General features: G+C 74.4%; 15 protein-coding genes and 1 pseudogene. 9 read left to right on the top strand and 7 right to left on the bottom strand.

Features of this window, described 5'->3' with window-relative positions; translation table 11 throughout:
* Positions 1–8: 8 nt before the first annotated feature.
* Positions 9–1,400 carry a cytochrome P450 gene (locus ACQPYN_RS18630; RefSeq protein ID WP_433038950.1) on the bottom strand — a complete coding sequence of 464 codons (1,392 nt, stop codon included), beginning with the start codon at positions 1,398–1,400 and terminating at the stop codon, positions 9–11.
* A gap of 169 nt (positions 1,401–1,569) precedes the next feature.
* Between ACQPYN_RS18630 and ACQPYN_RS18625 the strand changes: the two genes are divergently transcribed.
* Positions 1,570–2,151, top strand: coding sequence for a TetR/AcrR family transcriptional regulator (locus ACQPYN_RS18625; protein ID WP_433025880.1), 582 nt, complete (start codon positions 1,570–1,572; stop codon positions 2,149–2,151).
* Between the two features lie 32 nt (positions 2,152–2,183).
* On the opposite strand, the gene ACQPYN_RS18620 is transcribed toward ACQPYN_RS18625, so the two are convergent.
* Complete coding sequence (locus ACQPYN_RS18620) at positions 2,184–3,440, bottom strand: MFS transporter (RefSeq protein ID WP_433025877.1); 1,257 nt, start codon at positions 3,438–3,440, stop codon at positions 2,184–2,186.
* Between the two features lie 237 nt (positions 3,441–3,677).
* Here ACQPYN_RS18620 and ACQPYN_RS18615 point away from each other — a divergent pair, with 237 nt between their 5' ends.
* The 4 genes from ACQPYN_RS18615 to ACQPYN_RS18600 are packed head-to-tail and all read left to right on the top strand — an operon-like array spanning position 3,678 to position 7,540.
* A complete protein-coding gene (locus ACQPYN_RS18615) occupies positions 3,678–4,607 on the top strand; it encodes a ParA family protein (protein ID WP_433025874.1) in 930 nt (309 codons plus the stop codon).
* Positions 4,604–5,467 carry a segregation and condensation protein A gene (locus ACQPYN_RS18610; RefSeq protein ID WP_433025871.1) on the top strand — a complete coding sequence of 288 codons (864 nt, stop codon included), beginning with the start codon at positions 4,604–4,606 and terminating at the stop codon, positions 5,465–5,467. The genes ACQPYN_RS18615 and ACQPYN_RS18610 overlap by 4 nt, the downstream gene beginning before the upstream one ends.
* Entirely contained in the window at positions 5,464–6,036 is a 573-nt protein-coding gene (gene scpB, locus ACQPYN_RS18605; RefSeq protein WP_433025868.1) for an SMC-Scp complex subunit ScpB, read from the top strand. Before ACQPYN_RS18610 ends, scpB begins: the two co-directional genes overlap by 4 nt.
* Before the next feature lie 28 nt (positions 6,037–6,064).
* Positions 6,065–7,540, top strand: coding sequence for a carboxylesterase/lipase family protein (locus ACQPYN_RS18600; protein WP_433025865.1), 1,476 nt, complete (start codon positions 6,065–6,067; stop codon positions 7,538–7,540).
* Positions 7,541–7,549: 9 nt separating this feature from the next.
* Here the strand turns inward: ACQPYN_RS18600 and ACQPYN_RS18595 are convergent, their stop codons facing one another.
* Positions 7,550–7,933: a hypothetical protein gene (locus ACQPYN_RS18595; protein WP_433025862.1), complete on the bottom strand. Its 384-nt coding sequence runs from the start codon at positions 7,931–7,933 to the stop codon at positions 7,550–7,552.
* Positions 7,934–8,054: 121 nt separating this feature from the next.
* On the opposite strand from ACQPYN_RS18595, the gene ACQPYN_RS18590 reads away from it, so the two are divergent.
* From ACQPYN_RS18590 to ACQPYN_RS18575, 4 genes are all read left to right on the top strand, one after another.
* Positions 8,055–8,807, top strand: coding sequence for a pseudouridine synthase (locus ACQPYN_RS18590; RefSeq protein WP_274192393.1), 753 nt, complete (start codon positions 8,055–8,057; stop codon positions 8,805–8,807).
* 109 nt (positions 8,808–8,916) lie between these two features.
* Positions 8,917–9,672, top strand: a complete 756-nt coding sequence (cmk, locus tag ACQPYN_RS18585) for a (d)CMP kinase (protein ID WP_433025858.1) — start codon at positions 8,917–8,919, stop codon at positions 9,670–9,672.
* Between the two features lies 1 nt (position 9,673).
* Positions 9,674–11,077, top strand: a complete 1,404-nt coding sequence (gene der / locus ACQPYN_RS18580; RefSeq protein WP_433025855.1) for a ribosome biogenesis GTPase Der — start codon at positions 9,674–9,676, stop codon at positions 11,075–11,077.
* A gap of 39 nt (positions 11,078–11,116) precedes the next feature.
* Positions 11,117–11,692: a TIGR03086 family metal-binding protein gene (locus ACQPYN_RS18575; protein WP_433025852.1), complete on the top strand. Its 576-nt coding sequence runs from the start codon at positions 11,117–11,119 to the stop codon at positions 11,690–11,692.
* 15 nt (positions 11,693–11,707) lie between these two features.
* On the opposite strand, the gene ACQPYN_RS18570 is transcribed toward ACQPYN_RS18575, so the two are convergent.
* The 4 genes and pseudogenes from ACQPYN_RS18570 to ACQPYN_RS18555 form a co-directional block, all read right to left on the bottom strand.
* On the bottom strand, positions 11,708–14,329 hold the full coding sequence (locus ACQPYN_RS18570; RefSeq protein ID WP_433025849.1) for a LuxR C-terminal-related transcriptional regulator: 2,622 nt from the start codon (positions 14,327–14,329) through the stop codon (positions 11,708–11,710).
* A 77-nt stretch (positions 14,330–14,406) separates the two neighbouring features.
* Positions 14,407–15,906, bottom strand: coding sequence for a mannitol dehydrogenase family protein (locus ACQPYN_RS18565; RefSeq protein WP_433025846.1), 1,500 nt, complete (start codon positions 15,904–15,906; stop codon positions 14,407–14,409).
* A 44-nt stretch (positions 15,907–15,950) separates the two neighbouring features.
* A pseudogene (locus tag ACQPYN_RS18560) lies at positions 15,951–17,461 on the bottom strand (FAD-dependent oxidoreductase).
* Between the two features lie 17 nt (positions 17,462–17,478).
* Positions 17,479–18,378 (bottom strand): AurF N-oxygenase family protein, encoded by a 900-nt coding sequence (locus ACQPYN_RS18555; RefSeq protein ID WP_433025843.1) that lies wholly within the window; start codon positions 18,376–18,378, stop codon positions 17,479–17,481.
* Positions 18,379–18,410 lie beyond the last annotated feature (32 nt).

Raw genomic sequence — 18,410 nt, 5'->3', positions numbered from 1 at the left:
TAGGCCGTTCAGCGCAACGGTTCGAGGCGCAGGGGGAGGCCGTCGGCGGGGACGGGCAGGGACGTGTTGTCCCAGCGCGGCCGGTAGCCCGGCGCGACGGTGATGCGGTGGTGGCGCAGCAGCTCGTGCAGGATCGCCGTCACCTCGAGCGAGCCGAACAGCATGCCCAGGCACTTGTGCACGCCGCCGCCGAACGGGATCCAGGCGTCACGGTGCGCGCGGTCCTCGCGGCGGTGCTCGGCGAAGCGCTCGGGGTCGAAGGTGTCGGGGTCGGTCCAGATCGCCGGGTCGTGGTGGTTGACCGCGCCCGCGACCATCACCAGCTGGCCCTCCGGGATGTGGTGGCCCAGCAGCGCGGTGTCCCGCACGGTCCGGCGCATGACGATCGGCACGGGCGCGGCGAGGCGCAGCGACTCCTTCATGACCAGGTCCAGCGTGCCCAGCGACTGCAGCGCGGCCGCGTCCGGCGGGCCGTCGCCGAGCGCGAGCGACTCCGCCCTGGCCCGCTCCTGCCACTCCGGGTTCGCCGCGAGGTAGTAGGCGGCGGCCGCGCTGGTGATCGTCGAGGTGTCGTGCGCGGCCATCATCAGGAAGATCATGTGGTTGACGACGTCGGCGTCGCTGAACGCCTCGCCCTCCGGGGTCCGGGCACGGCAGAGTGCGGAGAACAGGTCGTCGCCGTCACCCGCGCGCTTGGCCGGCAGGGCCTCGGTGAAGTAGCGCTCGAGCAGGGCGCGGCCCCGCAGTCCGGCGCGGTAGCGGGTGCCGGGCAGGTCGCGGCGCACGATCGCGCTGGCCGCCTGCACGCAGTCCATGAACGCCTGGTTGACCGCCTCGGCCTCCGGTCCGGAGCGCCCGTCCATGAAGACGCGGGTGGCGACGTCGAGGGTCAGGCGCTTGAGCATCGGGTAGATGCGCACCTGGCGGCCGGTCGGCCAGGCCGGGATCGTCTCGCGCAGGACGGGGACCGTCCGGTCGACGTAGCCGCGGACCCGGGGCGCCGTGAACGCCTCCTGCATGACCCGCCGGTGGGTGCGGTGGTCGTCGCCGTCGAGCAGCATCAGCCCGCGGTGGAAGAAGTCGTCGACGAGGAAGCGCCACCCGTCCTGCGAGTAGGCCTTGTCCGGGTTGGTGAGCACCGCGTGGGTGGCGTCGGGCCCGGCCGCGATCACGACGTCCTCGCCGACGAACCCGCACCAGGACACCGGCCCGAGCGCCGCGTGCCGCGCGCGGGTGAAGGCGTGGCCGTAGCGGATGTAGGACAGCGTGTGCCCGAGCACCGGCGGGCCGGGCGTGCCCGGGACCGGCGCGAGACCGGAGCCCGCCGGCGGCTCGGCCAGCGGCCGGACCTCCCGCGGGCGCATCCGCTCGAGCAGACGGCGGTCGACGCCCGGCGGCATCGGCGCGAGGACGGCGGACGACAGGCGCTCGCCCGTCACGGTGCGGACCGCGGACACGGCTACCTCCAGGGACTCCCGACAGCCACGAACGGTAGACACGAATGACGTCCGTGTCCACGACGAAGACGCATTCCACGTTCGCGTCAAGCATCCGCTATCGTCCGACGCCGTGCCCAGCTCGTTCACCGACCGCGCCCGCGGCCTCGTCCGCGACGAGGCCCTCGAGCGGGCGGCCGAGCTGCTCGTGGCCGGGGGATGGCGCGGGCTGCGGCTGCAGGACGTGGCCGACGGCATCGGGGTCAGCCGCCAGACCCTCTACAACGAGTTCGCGAGCAAGCAGGGGCTGGCCGCGGCGCTCGTCCTGCAGCGGACCGAGGCGTTCCTGGCCGATCTCGAGGCCGCTCTCGACGGCGAGGACGACCTCCACCGCGCGTGGACCGGGGCGGTGCGGTCGACGCTCGACACGGTGGCCCGCGACCCGCTCCTGCGCGTCCTGCTCACCGGCCAGGGCGCCGGGGACCTGCTCCCGCTGCTGACCACCGAGGCCGAGCCGCTGGTGGTGGCCGCGCGCGACCGTGCCGCCCGCTTCCTCCTCCGGCGTCGCCCGGAGCTCGACCCAGCCACGGCGTCGTCGGCCGCGGAGATCGCGGCGCGGCTGACGATCAGCCACCTCGTGCTGCCCCTGCACCCGCCCGACGCCGTCGCCGACCAGATCGCGACGGCCGTCGTGCGCTACCTCGCCGACCCGTGAGCGAAGTTCCCGGCTATAGCCGGGAACTTCGCTCACGTAGAAGCAGGCGCCCGACCCACCAGGACCACGCCGAGGGCGCCGAGGGCGGCGACGACGGCGAAGGCATAGAAGCCCCACGGGTAGGCGATGCCCGCCTGGAGCAGGGCGCCGCCGATGATCGGGCCGGCGATGGCCCCGAGGCGCCCGACGCCGCTGGCGGTGCCGAGCGCGGTCCCGCGGACCTCGGCCGGGTAGAGCTGCGAGACGTAGGCGTAGACCAGCACCTGGGCCGAGAAGACGAAGATGCCCGCGAGCAGCACGCTGACGTACACCCCGATCCCCGGCAGGCGGATCGAGAGCAGGGCCAGGAACAGGGTCGCGGCGGTGAACCAGCCGATGGTCGCCGGGCGCACGCCGATCCGGTTGGCCACGGTGCCCGCGAGCAGCAGCCCGAGGATGGCGCCGATGTTGAGCACGAGCAGCAGCGCGAGGGCCGCGCCCAGCTCGTAGCCCGCGGACCGCATGATCTCCGGCAGCCAGGTGTTGAGGCCGTAGACCAGCAGCAGGCCCATGAACGAGGAGATCCAGAAGGCGATCGTCGGGCGCGCGAACCCGTCGCGGAAGAGGGTGGCCAGCGGGTTCCGGCGCTCGGCGCGCCAGCTGCTGTCGCGGCTCCCACCGGCCTGGCGGCGGGCCAGGAACGCCGCGGACTCCGGGAGCTTCGCCCAGAGCAGGGGCAGGAGGATCAGTGCGGGCACCGTGCCGGCCACGAACATCGCCGGCCAGCCGAACGACGGGATCAGCAGGATGCCGAGCAGGGCCGTCAGGACCGCGCCGACGTGGTAGCCGGTCATGAGGATCGTCGTGGAGCTGCTGCCGCGCCCGGGCGGGGCGTACTCGGCGACGAGGGCGAGGGCCACGGGCAGCACGCCGCCGAGCCCGAGGCCCGCGAGGAAGCGCAGGCCGCCGAGGACCTCCGGGTTCGGCGCGAACGCGCAGGCCAGGGTGAGCACGGAGAACCCGGCCACGGTGCCGATCATCGTCGCCCGGCGGCCGATGACGTCGGCGATCGGGCCGACGGCCAGCGCGCCGACCATGACGCCGAGCAGTCCGACGGTGACGACCACCGACGCGCCGGCCGGGTCGAGGTCCCAGGTGGGGTCCCGGAGCAGCACGGGCATGACCACGCCGAGCACGACGAGGTCGAAGCCCTCCAGGGCGACCGCGGTCCAGCAGAGTGGGCGGACCCACCCGGTGGCGGCGTCGCGGGCGGTGGCGCCGCTGGTGGCGGCCCGGGGCTCGGTGGTCATCACGCACGTCCTCGTCGGGGTGGTTGGTGGCGGACAGTATGTGAGGCGTCACACGAGGCGTCACCAGCGGCTTCCGGTGACCGGGAGATGGCCACGGATCGGGCTGCCCTCGTCGCGCCGGGTGACAGTCCGGTGAAGCCGCTCATACCCCGGCGAGTCGCGCACGGACACGCACGGGGCGACTCCTAGGCTGATCGCACGAGTACTCGACCGGGCACGCGAGGGAGGGGCACCGCGATGGGGAACCCACAGGCGGTCCTCTGGTCACCCGATCCCGACGCTCCAGGACCCGCTGAAACCCCAGAAACCGTGCCCGCCGGGCCCGTGAAGGAGACCGTGGACGAGGTCCCGCCCGGTCGTCCGCGACGTGAGGTGCCCGTCCCTGGCCCGCTCGACGGCCACGGCCCGGCGACGGTCCTCGCGATGTGCAACCAGAAGGGCGGCGTCGGCAAGACGACGTCGACGATCAACCTCGGCGCGGCGCTCGCGGAGTACGGGCGACGGGTGCTGCTCGTCGACTTCGATCCGCAGGGCGCGCTCTCGGTCGGCCTCGGCGTCCAGCCGCACCAGCTCGACCAGACCATCTACAACCTCATCGTCGAGCGGAAGACCACCATCGACGAGGTCATCATGCCGACCTCGGTCGACGGGATGGACCTTCTGCCCTCGAACATCGACCTCTCCGCCGCGGAGGTCCAGCTGGTCACCGAGGTGGGCCGGGAGCAGACCCTCGGGCGCTGCCTGGCCCCCGTGCTCGACCGCTACGACTACGTCCTCGTCGACTGCCAGCCCTCGCTCGGGCTGCTCACCGTCAACGCCCTGGCCTGCGCCGACGGCGTGCTGATCCCGCTGGAGTGCGAGTTCTTCAGCCTCCGCGGCGTGGCCCTGCTGATGGACACGATCGAGAAGGTGCAGGACCGGCTGAACCCCAAGCTCGAGATCACCGGCATCCTGGCCACCATGTACGATCCCCGCACGCTGCACACCCGCGAGGTGATGACGCGCGTCGTGGAGGCCTTCGGCGAGCTCGTGTTCGACGCCGTCATCAACCGGACGGTGCGCTTCCCCGAGACGACGGTGGCCGGGGAACCGATCACCCGGTGGGCCACCAAGTCCGCCGGCGCCGAGGCCTACCGCGCCCTCGCCCGTGAGGTCATCGCCCGGTGACGCTGGCCCCCGAAGCACCCCAGGCGACCCAGGCGACCCAGGCTCCCGAGCGGAGCCGCTTCCAGGTCAGCCTGCACAACTTCACCGGCCCGTTCGACCTGCTGCTCCAGCTGATCGGACGCCACGAGCTCGACGTGACCGAAGTGGCCCTGAGCCGCGTCACCGACGACTTCATCGCCTACACCGCCGCCCTGGGCGACGACGCCGACCTCGAGGAGACCACCGGCTTCCTCGTCGTCGCGGCGACCCTGCTCGACCTCAAGGCCGCGCGCCTGCTCCCGCAGGCCGAGGTGGAGGACGAGGAGGACCTCGCGCTGCTCGAGGCCCGCGACGTGCTGTTCGCGCGCCTGCTGCAGTACCGCGCCTACCAGCAGGTGGCGGCGCTGTTCCGCGAGCTCGAGGGTGCGGCGCGCATGCGCTACCCCCGGGCGGTGACGCTCGAGCCCCGCTACGCCGAGCTGCTCCCACCGGTCCAGCTGGGTGTCGACGCCGACGGGTTCGCGGAGCTGGCCGCTGCGGTCTTCCGCCCGGTCCCGCCGCCGACCGTGGGGCTCGACCACCTGCACGCATCGACGGTCTCGGTGCCCGAGCAGGTCGAGATCCTGTCCGGGCGCCTGCGCCGGCGGGGGACGGCGACGTTCGCCGAGCTCGTCGAGGACTGCGAGCACGGCATCGAGGTCGTGGGACGCTTCCTCGCCGTGCTGGAGATGTACCGCTCCCGGGACGTCGCGCTCGACCAGCCCGAGGCGTTCGCCGAGCTGCGGGTGCGCTGGGCGCCGGGCGGTGACGCGGGGAGCGCCACCGACGAAGCGGAGCGGAGGTCGGCAGACCCGGCGGGCCTGGTCGAGGAGGACGGGTGACGGATCCCCTCGAGGAGATCGAGGAGGCCCTGGCGTCGGACGAGGAGCTCCTCGCGGCGCTGGAGGCCGTGCTGCTCGTCGTCGACACCCCGGCCCCGACCGACCAGCTCGCCGACGTCCTCGGCCAGCCGATCCCGCGGGTCAAGGACGCCCTCGAGGGGCTGGCCGCCGAGTACACCGAGCGCAGCCGCGGCATGGAGCTGCGGTCGACCGGGGAGGGCTGGCGTCTCTACAGCCGCGACCGCTTCGCCCCGTACGTCGAGCGCTTCGTCCTCGACGGGCAGCGCACCCGCCTGACGCGCGCGGCGCTGGAGACGCTGGCCGTCGTCGCCTACCGGCAGCCGGTGACGCGTTCCCGGGTCGCGGCGGTGCGCGGGGTGAACGTCGACGGGGTCATGCGCACGCTGGCCGCCCGCGGTCTGATCACCGAGGCCGGGACCGACGGTGCGGGCGGCGGGACGCTGTACCGCACCACCGAGCTGTTCCTCGAGCGCCTGGGCCTGGACTCGGTCGACGACCTGCCGCCGATCGCCCCGCTCCTGCCGGACGTGGACGACATCGACGAGTAGTTATCGCCGTGGCGGGAACGTGGGGTCCGTGCAGGAACTCCGCAAGACCACCGGCGGCGCGATCCGCGGCAGCATCGACGACGGGGTGGCGAGCTTCCTCGGCGTGCCCTACGCCGCGACGCCCGTGGGTCCCCGCCGCTTCGCCCGCCCCGAGCCCGCCGTGTGGGAGGGGGAGCGGGACGCGACCGCGCCGGGTCCGACGGCCCCGCAGCTGCCCACCGACCGCCCCGGGATGCCCGCGCTGAGCCCGGTCACCGGGCCGGGCTGGATCCCGGGCTCGGACTACCTCACCGTCGACGTGCGCACCCCGGACACCGCCGACCGGCTGCCGGTCCTGGTCTTCCTGCACGGCGGGGCCTTCGTCGGCGGCGCCTCGCGGGCGACGATCTACGACGGGACCGCCCTGGCGCGCGAGGGCGCGGTCGTCGTCTCCGTGAACTACCGGCTCGGGGTCCCCGGCTTCGCCGACCTCCCCGGCGTGCTCGCGAACCGCGGGCTCCACGACCAGATCGCCGCGCTGGCGTGGGTGCACGCCAACGCCGCGGCCTTCGGGGGCGACGCCGACCGGATCACGGTGTTCGGCGAGTCCGCGGGCGCCCTGAGCCTCGCCGCCCTCCTCGCGGCCGCGCCGCCGGGCCTCGTGCGGCGCGCGATCGTCCAGAGCGGCGGGGGATCGCACGTCCTCGCCCGCGAGCAGGCCGCGGTCACCACCGCCGCGCTCGCCGCCGACCTCGGCGTCGCGCCCGCGGACCTCGTCGACGTCCCGGACGAGGGCCTCGTCGCGGCGGTCGGGCGCCTCGCCGCGCACCCGCCGGACCTCGCCGTCGACGGCCTGCGCGACCCCCTGATGGGTCTCGCGCCGCTCGGTCCGGTGCTCGACGGCGAGCTGCTGGACCGCCAGCCCGTCGACGCGATCGCGGCCGGGGCCGCGGGGGAGGTCGACCTGCTCGTGGGCAGCAACGCCGACGAGATGGCGCTCTACCGCATGGTCTTCGACGTGCTCGGGATCCCCGCGCCCGACGAGGACGGTCTGCTCGCCGCGGTCGCCCGCCTGCACCCCGACCCGGCCGACGTCGTCGCGGCCTACCGGTCGGCGGGACGGGGCACCACGCCCGCCGAGGTGGCCGACGCCGTGGGGACCGACTGGATGTTCGGCGTCCCGACCCGCCGGCTCGCCGACGCGCACACCGGCTCGACCTGGCGGTACCGCTTCGACTGGCGCTCGCCGGGCCACGACGGGCGCCTCGGCGCGAGCCACGCGATGGAGCTCCCGTTCGTCTTCGACGTCGTCGGACGGGTCGACTCCGGCGCGCTCGCGGTGCCCGACACCGACGAGACCCGGGCCCTCGCGGCGCGGATGCGGACGGCATGGGTGGCCTTCGCCCGCGACGGCGACCCCGGCTGGCCGCAGTACCCCGGCACGACACGCGTCTTCGACACCGAGGACACGACCACCGACGCCCCGGACGGGCCGGAGCAGGCGGTCTGGGACGGCGTGCGCTAGGGGTCTCCCTCAGCCGGCGTCGAGGAACCGCACCTCGAGCTCGGCGAGGAACGCGTCGGCCAGGCGCTCGACGGCGTCGGCGTCGGGCGCGATGCGGTCGCCGTCGCGCAGCCCCAGCACCGAGCGGTCGACGACGTACTTGATGGCCTTGTTCGTCGTGAACACGCCCTCGTGCTCGACGAGCGACTCGGCCACCAGCTCGAGCTCGGTGACCGGGTTGGTGTCCTTGCCGGAGACCGGCCGCACGCGGTGCACGAAGCGCCGGTCGAGCGCGAGGAGCACGACGTTGCCGAGCTCCGGGTCGTCGTGCACGCGCAGCGCGGCCAGCTGGGTGGCGACGGCCTTGCGCGCCTGGTCGATCTCGTCACGGGTGAAGGTCTTGCGTCCGAGCACGGCTCCTCCTCGGGTCTGCGCCTGGGATGTCGGCGGGTCTCGAGTGGTAGTCGCAGGCCGCGCCGCAGATGTGACGAGCAGGCCTGCGTACGCTGGAGGACTGATCGAGCAGGGGAGTGGTGTGGGCGAGTCGGGTGAGGGCGGTGAGGGGATCCGCCTGCAGAAGGTGCTGGCCGAGGCGGGTGTCGCCTCGCGGCGACAGGCGGAGATCCTGATGCGGCAGGGCCGCGTCGAGGTCGACGGCAAGGTCGTCAAGGAGATGGGGCTGCGCGTCGACCCCGACCGCTCCGTGATCCACGTCGACGGCGACCGCATCGTCACCGACCACGAGACCGTCCACTTCGCGCTGAACAAGCCCGAGGGGATGCTCTCGACGATGTGGGACGACCAGGGTCGCCGCTGTGTCGGCGACGTCATCCTGGAGAAGTCCGAGGGGCAGCGGCTGTTCCACGTCGGGCGCCTCGACGCGGCCACCGAGGGCCTGCTGCTGCTGACCAACGACGGCGAGCTGGCCAACCGCCTGATGCACCCGTCCTACGAGGTGCCCAAGACCTACCTCGCCGAGGTCCGCGCCCCGATCCCGAAGGACCTGGGCCGCCAGCTGCGCGCCGGCGTCGAGCTCGACGACGGCCCGGCGGCCGTCGACAGCTTCAAGGTGATCGACCGCGACGGCGCCCGCGTCATGGTCGAGGTCGTGCTGCACGAGGGCCGCAAGCACATCGTGCGCCGCATGCTCGAGGCCGTCGACAAGCCCGTGCAGCGCCTCGTGCGCACCGCGGTGGGCGACGTCCGCCTCGGCGAGCAGCGCCCGGGCACCCTGCGCAAGCTGGGGCGCGACGAGGTGGGCGCGCTCTACAGAGCGGTGGGCCTGTAGTCGCCGGTCTGGAGGAGATCGCCCCCACCCGCACCGGACAGGGGCCTGCACCGCAGGGCACAATGGACTTCCGAACGGGGTGCGGGCGACGTTCGGGAGGCGGGACGGCATGCACGGGATGCTGCGCGGGGTGGTGGCCGTCGACGGCCCCTCCGGCACGGGCAAGTCGACCACCGCACGCGGGCTGGCGATGCGCCTGGACGCGCGCTACCTCGACACCGGCGCGATGTACCGGGCGGCGACGCTCGCGGTGCTGCGCTCCGACGTGCCGCTCGACGTCGCGAAGACGGCCGCCGAGGGCAACGACGACGTGGTCGCCGTGGCGCTCGGGGCCCGGGTGGAGCTCTCGACCGACCCCGCCGAGCCCCGCGTGCGCCTCGACGGCGAGGACGTGGACGCCGAGATCCGGGGCACCCAGGTGACCGCGGCGGTGTCCGCGGTCTCCGCGCTCACGGCCGTCCGCGAGCACCTGGTGGACGAGCAGCGGCGGATCGTCGCCGAGGTCGTCGAGGACGGCGGCGGGATCGTCGTCGAAGGCCGCGACATCGGCACCGTCGTGACGCCCGACGCGGGCCTGAAGGTCTTCCTCACCGCCTCCGAGCTGGTCCGCGCGGGTCGGCGCGACGCGGAGAACACCGCCGCCGGACGGGCGGGTGCACAGGACACGCAGGCCGACCTCGCCCGCCGCGACCGGCTCGACTCCTCCCGCACGGCGTCCCCGCTGCGCCCCGCGGAGGACGCGGTCGAGGTCGACACCTCGACACTGGACATCGACGGCGTGCTCGCACGCCTGCAGGAACTGGCCGAGGACCGCGGACTGGTCACCGGCCTCGCCGACGCAGGAGTCGGCCACCTAGGAGGATGACGTGACGCAGGACCTGCCCGCTTCGCTTCTCGGCGAAGGCACGGGCGACCTGCCCGACGACGACGGAGCACCGGTCCAGCCGGTGCTCGCCGTGGTCGGGCGCCCCAACGTGGGCAAATCGACGCTGGTCAACCGCATCCTGGGACGCCGCGAGGCCGTCGTCCAGGACGTCTCCGGCGTGACGCGCGACCGGGTGGCCTACGACGCCCTGTGGAACGGGCGGCGGTTCACCCTGCTCGACACCGGCGGCTGGGAGCCGGGCGCGAAGGGCATGCAGGCCGCCATCTCGGCGCAGGCGGAGACGGCGATGGCCACGGCCGACGTCATCCTGCTCGTCGTCGACGGCCAGGTCGGCGCGACGGCGGTCGACGAGGCCGTGGCGCGCACCCTGCGCCGCTCGGACCGCCCGGTGATCCTGGCCGCCACCAAGGTCGACGACATGCGGGCCGAGGGCGAGCTCTCGGCGCTGTGGCGCCTCGGGCTCGGCGAGCCGCACCCCGTCTCCGGTCTGCACGGCCGCGGGTCGGGCGACCTGCTCGACCTCGTGCTCGAGGCGATGCCCGAGAGCTCCCGCGACGACGGCCTCCTGCTCGAGGGCGGGCCGCGGCGCGTGGCGCTGGTCGGCAAGCCCAACGTCGGCAAGTCGAGCCTGCTCAACCAGCTCACCGGCGAGTCCCGCTCGGTGGTCGACTCGACCGCGGGCACCACGACCGACCCGGTCGACTCGCTCGTCGAGATCGACGGCGAGATGTGGAAGCTCGTCGACACCGCAGGCCTGCGTCGCAAGGTCGGGCAGGCCTCGGGCACCGAGTACTACGCCTCGCTGCGCACGAAGGCCGCGATCGAGGCCGCCGAGGTCACGGTGCTGCTGCTCGACGCCTCGGAGCCGATCAGCGAGCAGGACCTGCGCGTGGCCTCCCAGGTCGCCGACGCCGGCCGGGCCCTCGTGCTGGCCATGAACAAGTGGGACCTCGTCGACGACGACCGCCGCGACGCCATGGTCCGCGAGCTCGAGCGGGCGCTCGTGCGCTTCCCCTGGGTCGAGCGGATCAACATCTCCGCGAAGACGGGGCGGTCGGTGCGCAAGCTCGCGCCCGCCATGCGCACCGCGCTGGAGAACTGGGACCGCCGCGTGCCCACCGGCCAGCTCAACCAGTGGCTCTCCGACATCGTCGCCGCGACGCCCCCGCCCGTGCGCGGCGGTAAGCAGCCGAAGATCCTCTACGCGACACAGGCGCAGAACCGGCCGCCGACGTTCGTGCTGTTCACCTCGGGCTTCCTCGAGGCCGGCTACCGGCGCTACCTCGAGCGCAAGCTGCGCGAGACGTTCCCGCTGACCGGCACCCCGGTGCAGATCAACGTGCGCGTCCGCGAGAAGGGGAAGCGCGGCGGCCGCGGACGCTGATACATTTCCAGGACCAACCTGTCCTGAGGAGTGATCGACGTGCACGATCTCGGCCCTGCCGCACAGGAGATGGCCCGTCTGGTCGCCCTCGTGCCCGACGACCACCTCGAGCGGCCCACCCCGTGCGGGACGTGGACGGTGCGTGACCTGCTCGGCCACATGCTCGCCTTCAGCGCCCACTTCCTCGGCGTCGCGCGGCACGAGGCGGGGCAGGCGGGCGGGCCGCCCGCGGAGCTCCCGGCCGACTGGCGCGACGTGCTCGACGCCCGCCTCGCCGAGCTGGCCGCCGCCTGGCGCGAGCCGTCGGCGTGGGAGGGCGAGGGGTCGGCCGGCGGGCTGACGATGCCCCGCGCCCAGCTCGGTGTCGTCGCCACCGAGGAGCTCGTCCTCCACGGCTGGGACCTTGCGCAGTCGATCGGCGCCGACTTCACGGTGCGCGACGAGGACCTCGCGATCGTCGCGGAGTTCGTCGCCGGCTTCGAGCACGTCCCGCAGGAGGGGCGTGCGGGGCTCTACGGCCCGGTCGTCGAGCCGCGGGGTGCCGGCGAGCTCGACCGCGTGCTCACGCTCGCGGGCCGCGACCCGCAGCGGCCGGTGGCCGCCCGGGCCGGCTGAGGTCGCCGCCGGTCGTCACGAACGTCGCGACGGCACCACGGCGGCGGCGAGGGCGGCGCGGTCGGCGAGGCCGAGGCGGGTGCACGCGCGGTAGATGTGGCTCTCGACCGTGCGCACCGAGACGTGGAGGCGCGCCGCGATCTGACGGTTGGACAGACCCTCGGCGGCCAGCACGGCCACTTCCCGCTCCCGGCTGCTGACCGGGAGCGGAGCCCGCGCCAGCGCGAGCGCCGGGGTGCTGGCGCCCTCGCAGCGCTCGGCCAGGGCCCCCGCCCGGTCCGCGGCGTCGCCGCCGAGCGCGACCTGCCCCTGGTCGCGGGCCGCCCCCGCGGCGTGCGCCGCCGCGTCGGCCGCGGCCAGGAGGAGCCCGCACGCCTCGAGGTCGTCCGCCGCGGCGAGCAGGGCGTGCGGGTCCTGGGCGGCGAGACCGGCGGCGTGGACCGCGGCCGCCCGGGCGCGCGGGGTGCCGAGGCCCTCGGCGAGCAACCGCAACGGCGCCTCCTGGTCGCGGTCGCCGGCCCGCACGGCGGCGTGCCGGGCCACCATCTCGACCGCCCGCTGGCCTCGGGACGCCGCGGTGACCGACAGGCGCCGGGCCGCGGCCACGGCCTCGTGCGCCGACCCGCGGGCCGCCGCGATCCAGACGTGGGCCAGGGCGGCGTCGCCCTCGTCGGCCCGGAGCTCGGGGTGGCGGGTCTGCTCGCCGTGGCGGAGGGACTCCGCGGCACCGTCGGCGTCCCCGAGCTGGGCGCGCGCCTGGGCGATCATGGCGTGGAACCAGGCCGTCCAGCCGCCCCCGTGACCGGGGAAGGTCGGGAGGATACTTTCGAGCAGGCGCCGGGCCGTGGCCGCGCGACCGGCCTCCAGCGCGAGCCGCCCGTGGTAGAGCGCCGACCAGGTCGCCCCGTGCTGCCCGGGCAGGTCGTCCACCCAGGCGAGGCGCGCCGACGGCCCGTCGAGGACGCCCGAGTACCCGGCGTCGAGGATCTCGGCGAAGCCGAGGTTGCCCAGCATCGCCCCGAGCTCCGGCGCCCGTCGAGCGGCGTCCATGCCCCGGGCCACGAGCTCGCGCACCCGGCCGCCGTGCCCGCCGGCGAAGGCCTCGCCGTAGGCCGCGGCCCAGCACGCCCAGGTCGACGTCTGCGGGGACGCGCCTGGCCGTTCGAGCGCCGAGGTCGCCGTCGCGATGCCCGGGCCGACGTCCCCGGAGCCGACCAGCAGCGCGGCGCGGAACGCGAGGGACTCGGGCAGCGGCGCGCCTGCCGCGTCGACGCCCTCGCGGTCCAGCAGGGCGCGCGCGTCGTCGCCCCGGTCGAGGATGAACATCAGGACGTGGGCGCGGGCGAGCATCGCGCGGGCCCGTTCGGGCTCGGTGGTCGCGGACGCGGTGGCCGTGGCGAGGGCGGTCTCGGCCTCCTCGGCGCGCAGCATCCAGGCGAGCAGGAAGCCGAGGCCGAGGTGCGCGTCGAACCCCCCGCCCCCGTCCGCCGCGGCGCGCAGGAGGCGCTCGGCGAGCGCGAAGTCGGTCAGGTTCATCGCCTGCTCGGCGGCGAGCATCAACAGGGTCGCGTCGGGCGGGGTGTCGCTGTCGAGATCGAGGACGGCGCGCCGGAGGTCGTCGCCGGCACGCCGGGCCCCCGTGGTGCGCAGCGCGCGGGAGATCTCCCCGCGCAGCCGGCGCGCCCGCGGGACGCTCAGCCGGGCCCGCGTCACCTCGCCGTAGAGGGGGTGGGCGAGGTGCACCTCCGATCGGGCGCCCGCCGTGACCACCCGGATGAGCTCGCGTTCCGCGACACGCTCGACGTCGCCCGCCGTGGCGAGCTCGGTGAGCAGGCCCAGCCCGACGGGCTCCCCGAGGGCGACGAGGTCGAGCACGCGGCGCTCGCCCTCGTCGAGGGTGCCGATGCGCTCGAGCAGGAGGTGCTCGAGTGCGGGGGACAGGGCCACGGGACCGTGCCATTCCCAATGACCGTCGACGGCGACGAGACGCTGCGCGGCACGCTCGCCGTCGACGAGGTGCCGGAGCCACAGCACGTTGCCGCGCGTCGTGTCGTGCAGCCGTCGCTGCGTCTGGGCGTCGAGCGGGCCGCCGAGGGCGGCGCTCAGCAGGTCCGCGGCCTCGTCGGGGGCGAGCGGCTCCATCTCGAGGCGCTCACCGACACCGTCCTTCCAGACGGCGGTGATCGCCTCCGGGCACGGCTCGCCGGTCCGGACGGTGAGGACCAACCGGACCGCGTGCTCCACGGCGAGCTGGTGGACCAGCGTGGCGGAGACGTCATCGAGCATGTGCGCGTCGTCGACGAGCAGCAGCATGCGCGGACCCTCGGCGCGCAGCGCCGCACCCACCCGGGCGAGGGCGGAGACGGCGCCGGCCTCGTCGTCGGCGTTCAGCCAGGGCGCGAACGCCCCCAGGGGCACCTCGCGGGACGACGCGGACGCCGTCGCGACCGCCACCGTCTCCTCGGTCGCCGTGCGGGCGACGAGCTCGCGGGCCAACCGGCTCTTGCCGACCCCGGCAGCACCGGCGACCACGACGACGCCGTCACGCTCGAGGAGCGACGCCACCGCCCGGAGCTCCACGTCGCGTCCGGTGAACGGCCAGGACCGCACCGGGGCGGGACGCGCGGGTCGGGGCACCACGGTCCTCCGGGGACGGAGTGGGGGAGTCCGAAAGTCTGCCCCAACAGGCCCGAACGTGTGAAGCCAGGGTCAGCTCAACGGGGGAGCCGGCCCTCCAGCTCGGTGACGGTGGCCCGGGCGCCCCGCTCGTGCAGGGCGTCGAGGTGGGCCCGGTAGGCGCTCGTGAACCGCTCGTCGTCGACCAGGTCGCCGAAGAGGTCGCGGTCGGCGAGGAACGCCAGCGGCTCGTCGGGGTAGCGGCGCGCGGCGGCGATGCGGTCCTCGGCGCGGCCGGTGTCGACGACCTCGATCGGCTCGCCCTGCTCGTCGACGCCCTCGGCGTAGCGGGCCCAGGCGGCGACGATCAGCGCCGAGCGCTCGACCTCGCCGTCGTTCTCCAGGTTGATCCGGATGACCGGCACCAGCCAGGTCGGGATGCGGTCGGAGCTCTCCGCGGCCAGCCGGGCGAGCGTGTCGCGGATCTCCGGGTTCGCGAAGCGCTCGATGAGCGTGGCCTTGTAGTCGTCGAGGTCGACGCCGGGCACCGGCGCGAGCGTCGGTGTGGCCTCGCGGTCCATGTAGGCCCGGGTGAAGCCGGCGAAGAGCTCGTCGCCCGCCACCTCGTGGGCGTAGCGGTACCCGGCGAGGTAGCCGAGGTAGGCGATGGCCTGGTGGCTCGCGTTGAGCAGGCGCAGCTTCATGAGCTCGTAGGGCTCGACGTCCTCGACGACCTGGACCCCGACGTCCTCGAACGGCGGGCGGCCGGCCGCGAACCGGTCCTCGAGCACCCACTGCGAGAAGGGCTCGCAGACCACCGGCCACGCGTCGACGATGCCGGTGCTCGCCTCCAGTTCCTCGCGGTCCTCGTCGGTGGTGCGCGGGGTGATCCGGTCGACCATGGAGTTGGGGAACGGGACGTTCCCCTCGATCCAGTCGGCGAGCTCGGGATCCTTCCGCCGCGCGTAGGCGGTGATCATCGCGTGCGCCACGTGCCCGTTGCCCTGGATGTTGTCGCAGGACATCACGGTGAAGGGCCCCGTGCCGTCGTCGCGGCGGCGGCGAAGCGCCTCGACGATGTAGCCGAACGTGGTGCGCGGGGGCGTGCCGGCGTCGGCCGCGATGTCGGCCTGGATCGCCGGGTCGCGGTCGTCGAACTCCCCGGTGCTCGCGCTCTTGTGGTAGCCGCCCTCGGTGACGGTGAGGCTGACGATCCGCGTCGCCGGGTCGGTCATGCGGTCGAGCACGGCGTCGGGATCGTCGGGGGCGTAGAGGTAGTCGACGATCGAGCCGATCACCTGCGCCTCGCGCCGGCCGTCGGCGTGCTTGAGCACGAGGGTGTAGAGGTCGTCCTGCGCCTCGGTGACCTCGGCCATCCGCTTGTCGGACTCGAGGACGCCGACCCCGCAGATGCCCCAGTCCAGGGCCTGGCCCCGGCGCATGAGCTGGTCGACGTACATCGCCTGGTGCGCACGGTGGAACCCGCCCACACCGAAGTGCACGATGCCGACCGACACCGCGCTGCGGTCGTAGGTCGGACCCGGGACATCCGCGGGCAGATCGGCCAGGGTCGCCGCCGTCAGCGTCGTTGCAGCCACCCGGCCACTATGTCGTGCGACGGCCCGTGCGCGCAGCGCTGCGCTCAGACCGGGCGGGTCGCCCGCCGCCGCAGCAGGCCGCGGCGGGGACGGGTGCCGATCAGCCCGCTCTTCCCGTCCTCGATCAGCGACGCGACCGTCTCGGCGGCGTCCCGGCGGTTCACGCCGATGCCGCCGCCGGGTCCGCGCTTGATCCAGCCCACCACGTAGGTGCCCGGACGGCCGTCCACCCGCCCCGCGTGGTGCGGGACGGTGCCGGTCTCCTCGTCGAACGGCAGGCCCGCGAGCGGTCGTCCTCGGTGGCCGACCGCGCGCACGACGAGCCCCGCGCGCAGCTCGGTCGGCCCGTCCGGCCCGCCGACCCGGACCCCGGAGACGCGCTCGTCGCCGAGCAGCGCCTGCGTCGGCGCGTGGAAGCGCAGCACGACCTGCCGACGCCCCCGGTCGGCGGAGCGTCCTCGGAGCGGACGCGCCGCAGGCCCTGCAGCAGCGCCGCGTGGTCGCCGGGGGCCGCGGCGTCGATCGCCTCGCCCACCCGCGGGTCGTGGTCGTCGACGACGACCTCGAGGTCGTCGCGGTGGCGCAGCGCGAGCAGCTCGCCACGGGTGTAGGCGGCGTGCTCCGGGCCGCGCCGCCCGAGCAGCACGACCTCGCGGACCCGGCTCGACCGCAGCCGCTCGAGGGCGGCCGGGGCGATCGTGCTGCCCGCGAGCCGCGCCGGGTCGGCGGTGAGCACCCGGGCGACGTCGAGCGCGACGTTGCCGGTGCCGACCACCGCGACCCGCTCGGCGCCCGCCGCGTCCACCGGCACGGCGTCGGCGCCGATCTCGGGGTGGCCGTTGTACCAGCCGACCACCGTCGTCGAGGGCAGGTTCCCGGCGAGCTCCTCGCCCGGGACGCCGAGGGTCTTCGAGGTCGGCGCCCCGACCGCGTAGACGACGGCGTCGTGGCGGCGGGCCAGCTCGTCGACCCCGACGTCGCTGCCGACGTCCGTGCCGAGGCGCAGGCGCAGTCGGTGGTGGTCGTGGTAGCGGGCGAAGGACTCGCCGATGCGCTTGGTGTCCGGGTGGTCGGGCGCCACCCCGAACCGCACGAGGCCCCCCGCGACCGGGAGCCGGTCGTAGAGCGTGACGCGGGCCGTGGTGTGCAGGAGCAGGTCCTGCACCGTGTACATCCCGGCGGGCCCGCTGCCGACCACCGCGACGTCGAGCTCCGGGAAGTCGGCCGGCAGCACGCGGTCGAACCGCACGGGGCCCCAGTCGTGGAAGAGCGGCGAGCCCTCGGGCGGTCCGGCCGGCTCGGTGCCGGCGAAGTACTCGGCGTTGATCGCCGGGTAGTCCGCGAGCGCACCGGTGAGGGACTCGACGGGGTGGACCGCGTCGACCGGGCAGACCTCGGCGCACGCCCCGCAGTCGATGCACGTCCGCGGGTCGACGTAGAGCATGTCGGTGGTGCCGAAGTCGGGCTCGTCGGGCGTCGGGTGGATGCAGTTGACCGGGCACGCCGTCACGCACGAGGCGTCGGTGCAGCACAACTGCGTGATGGCGTAGGGCATGCCGGGTCCCTCGTGTTCTAGAGGACGTGCGCGGCGCGGTAGATCGCCTTGGCCGGCGCGGTGAGCAGGCCCGCGGAGTCGAGGAACTCCATCAGCCCCGCGCAGCTCGAGCGCAGCAGGGCACGGTGGTTCTGGTTGCGCTTCGCCTCACGCTTCGCCCGCTTCGGGTCGAGGCCCGCGTTCTCGTAGACCTTGCCGTTCCACATGCTCGTGACGATGAAGAAGCCGGCGAAGGCGACGACGAGGGCGTTGAACTGGCGACGGGCGGCGCCCGCACCCTGCAGCCGCTCGCGGGTCTCCTCGCGGGCGAAGCGCATGTGCCGCGCCTCTTCCACGACGTGGATGTTGTTGATCGTGCGCGCGAACGGGGCGACGCGCTCGTCGCGCATCCAGTCGCGCTGCATGACGTCGAGGACCTCCTCGGCCACGAGGATCGCGGCGTAGGCGGCCTCGCCCCGGGCGAGGGTCTTGAACACGCGCCCGCCCTCGATGACGTGGCGCGGCGGGCGGTAGGCCGGCGCCCCGAGCTTCTTCGCGCCGCGCGCGAACATGATCGAGTGCCGGCACTCGTCGGCGACCTCGGTGAGCGCCCACTGGAACGCGGGGTCCGTCGGGTCCTTCGCGTAGAAGTCCCGGATCACCATCTGCTGCAGGATCATCTCGAACCAGATGCCGGTGCTCGCGACCGACGCCGCCTCCTGGCGGGTCAGGGCCGCGCGCTGCTCCTCGGTCATCTCGTCCCAGTAGGGCGTGCCGTAGAGCGTGCTCCACTCCGGGCTCGCGCCGTGGTGCAGCGGATCGACCGGGCTGTCCCAGTCCACCTCGCGCACGGGGTCGTAGGAGAGCTGGTCGGACGAGTCGAGCAGCCGTGTCGCGACGTCCGCCCGGTGCGAGAGGTCCTTCTCTGCGGTCGTCATGATCTCCTCCAGGCCGTACCGCGGGTCACTGT

The sequence above is a fragment of the Actinomycetospora sp. CA-053990 genome (assembly GCF_050948445.1).
Taxonomy (GTDB): domain Bacteria; phylum Actinomycetota; class Actinomycetes; order Mycobacteriales; family Pseudonocardiaceae; genus Actinomycetospora; species Actinomycetospora callitridis.
This window is presented reverse-complemented; position numbering and strand designations above follow the sequence as displayed.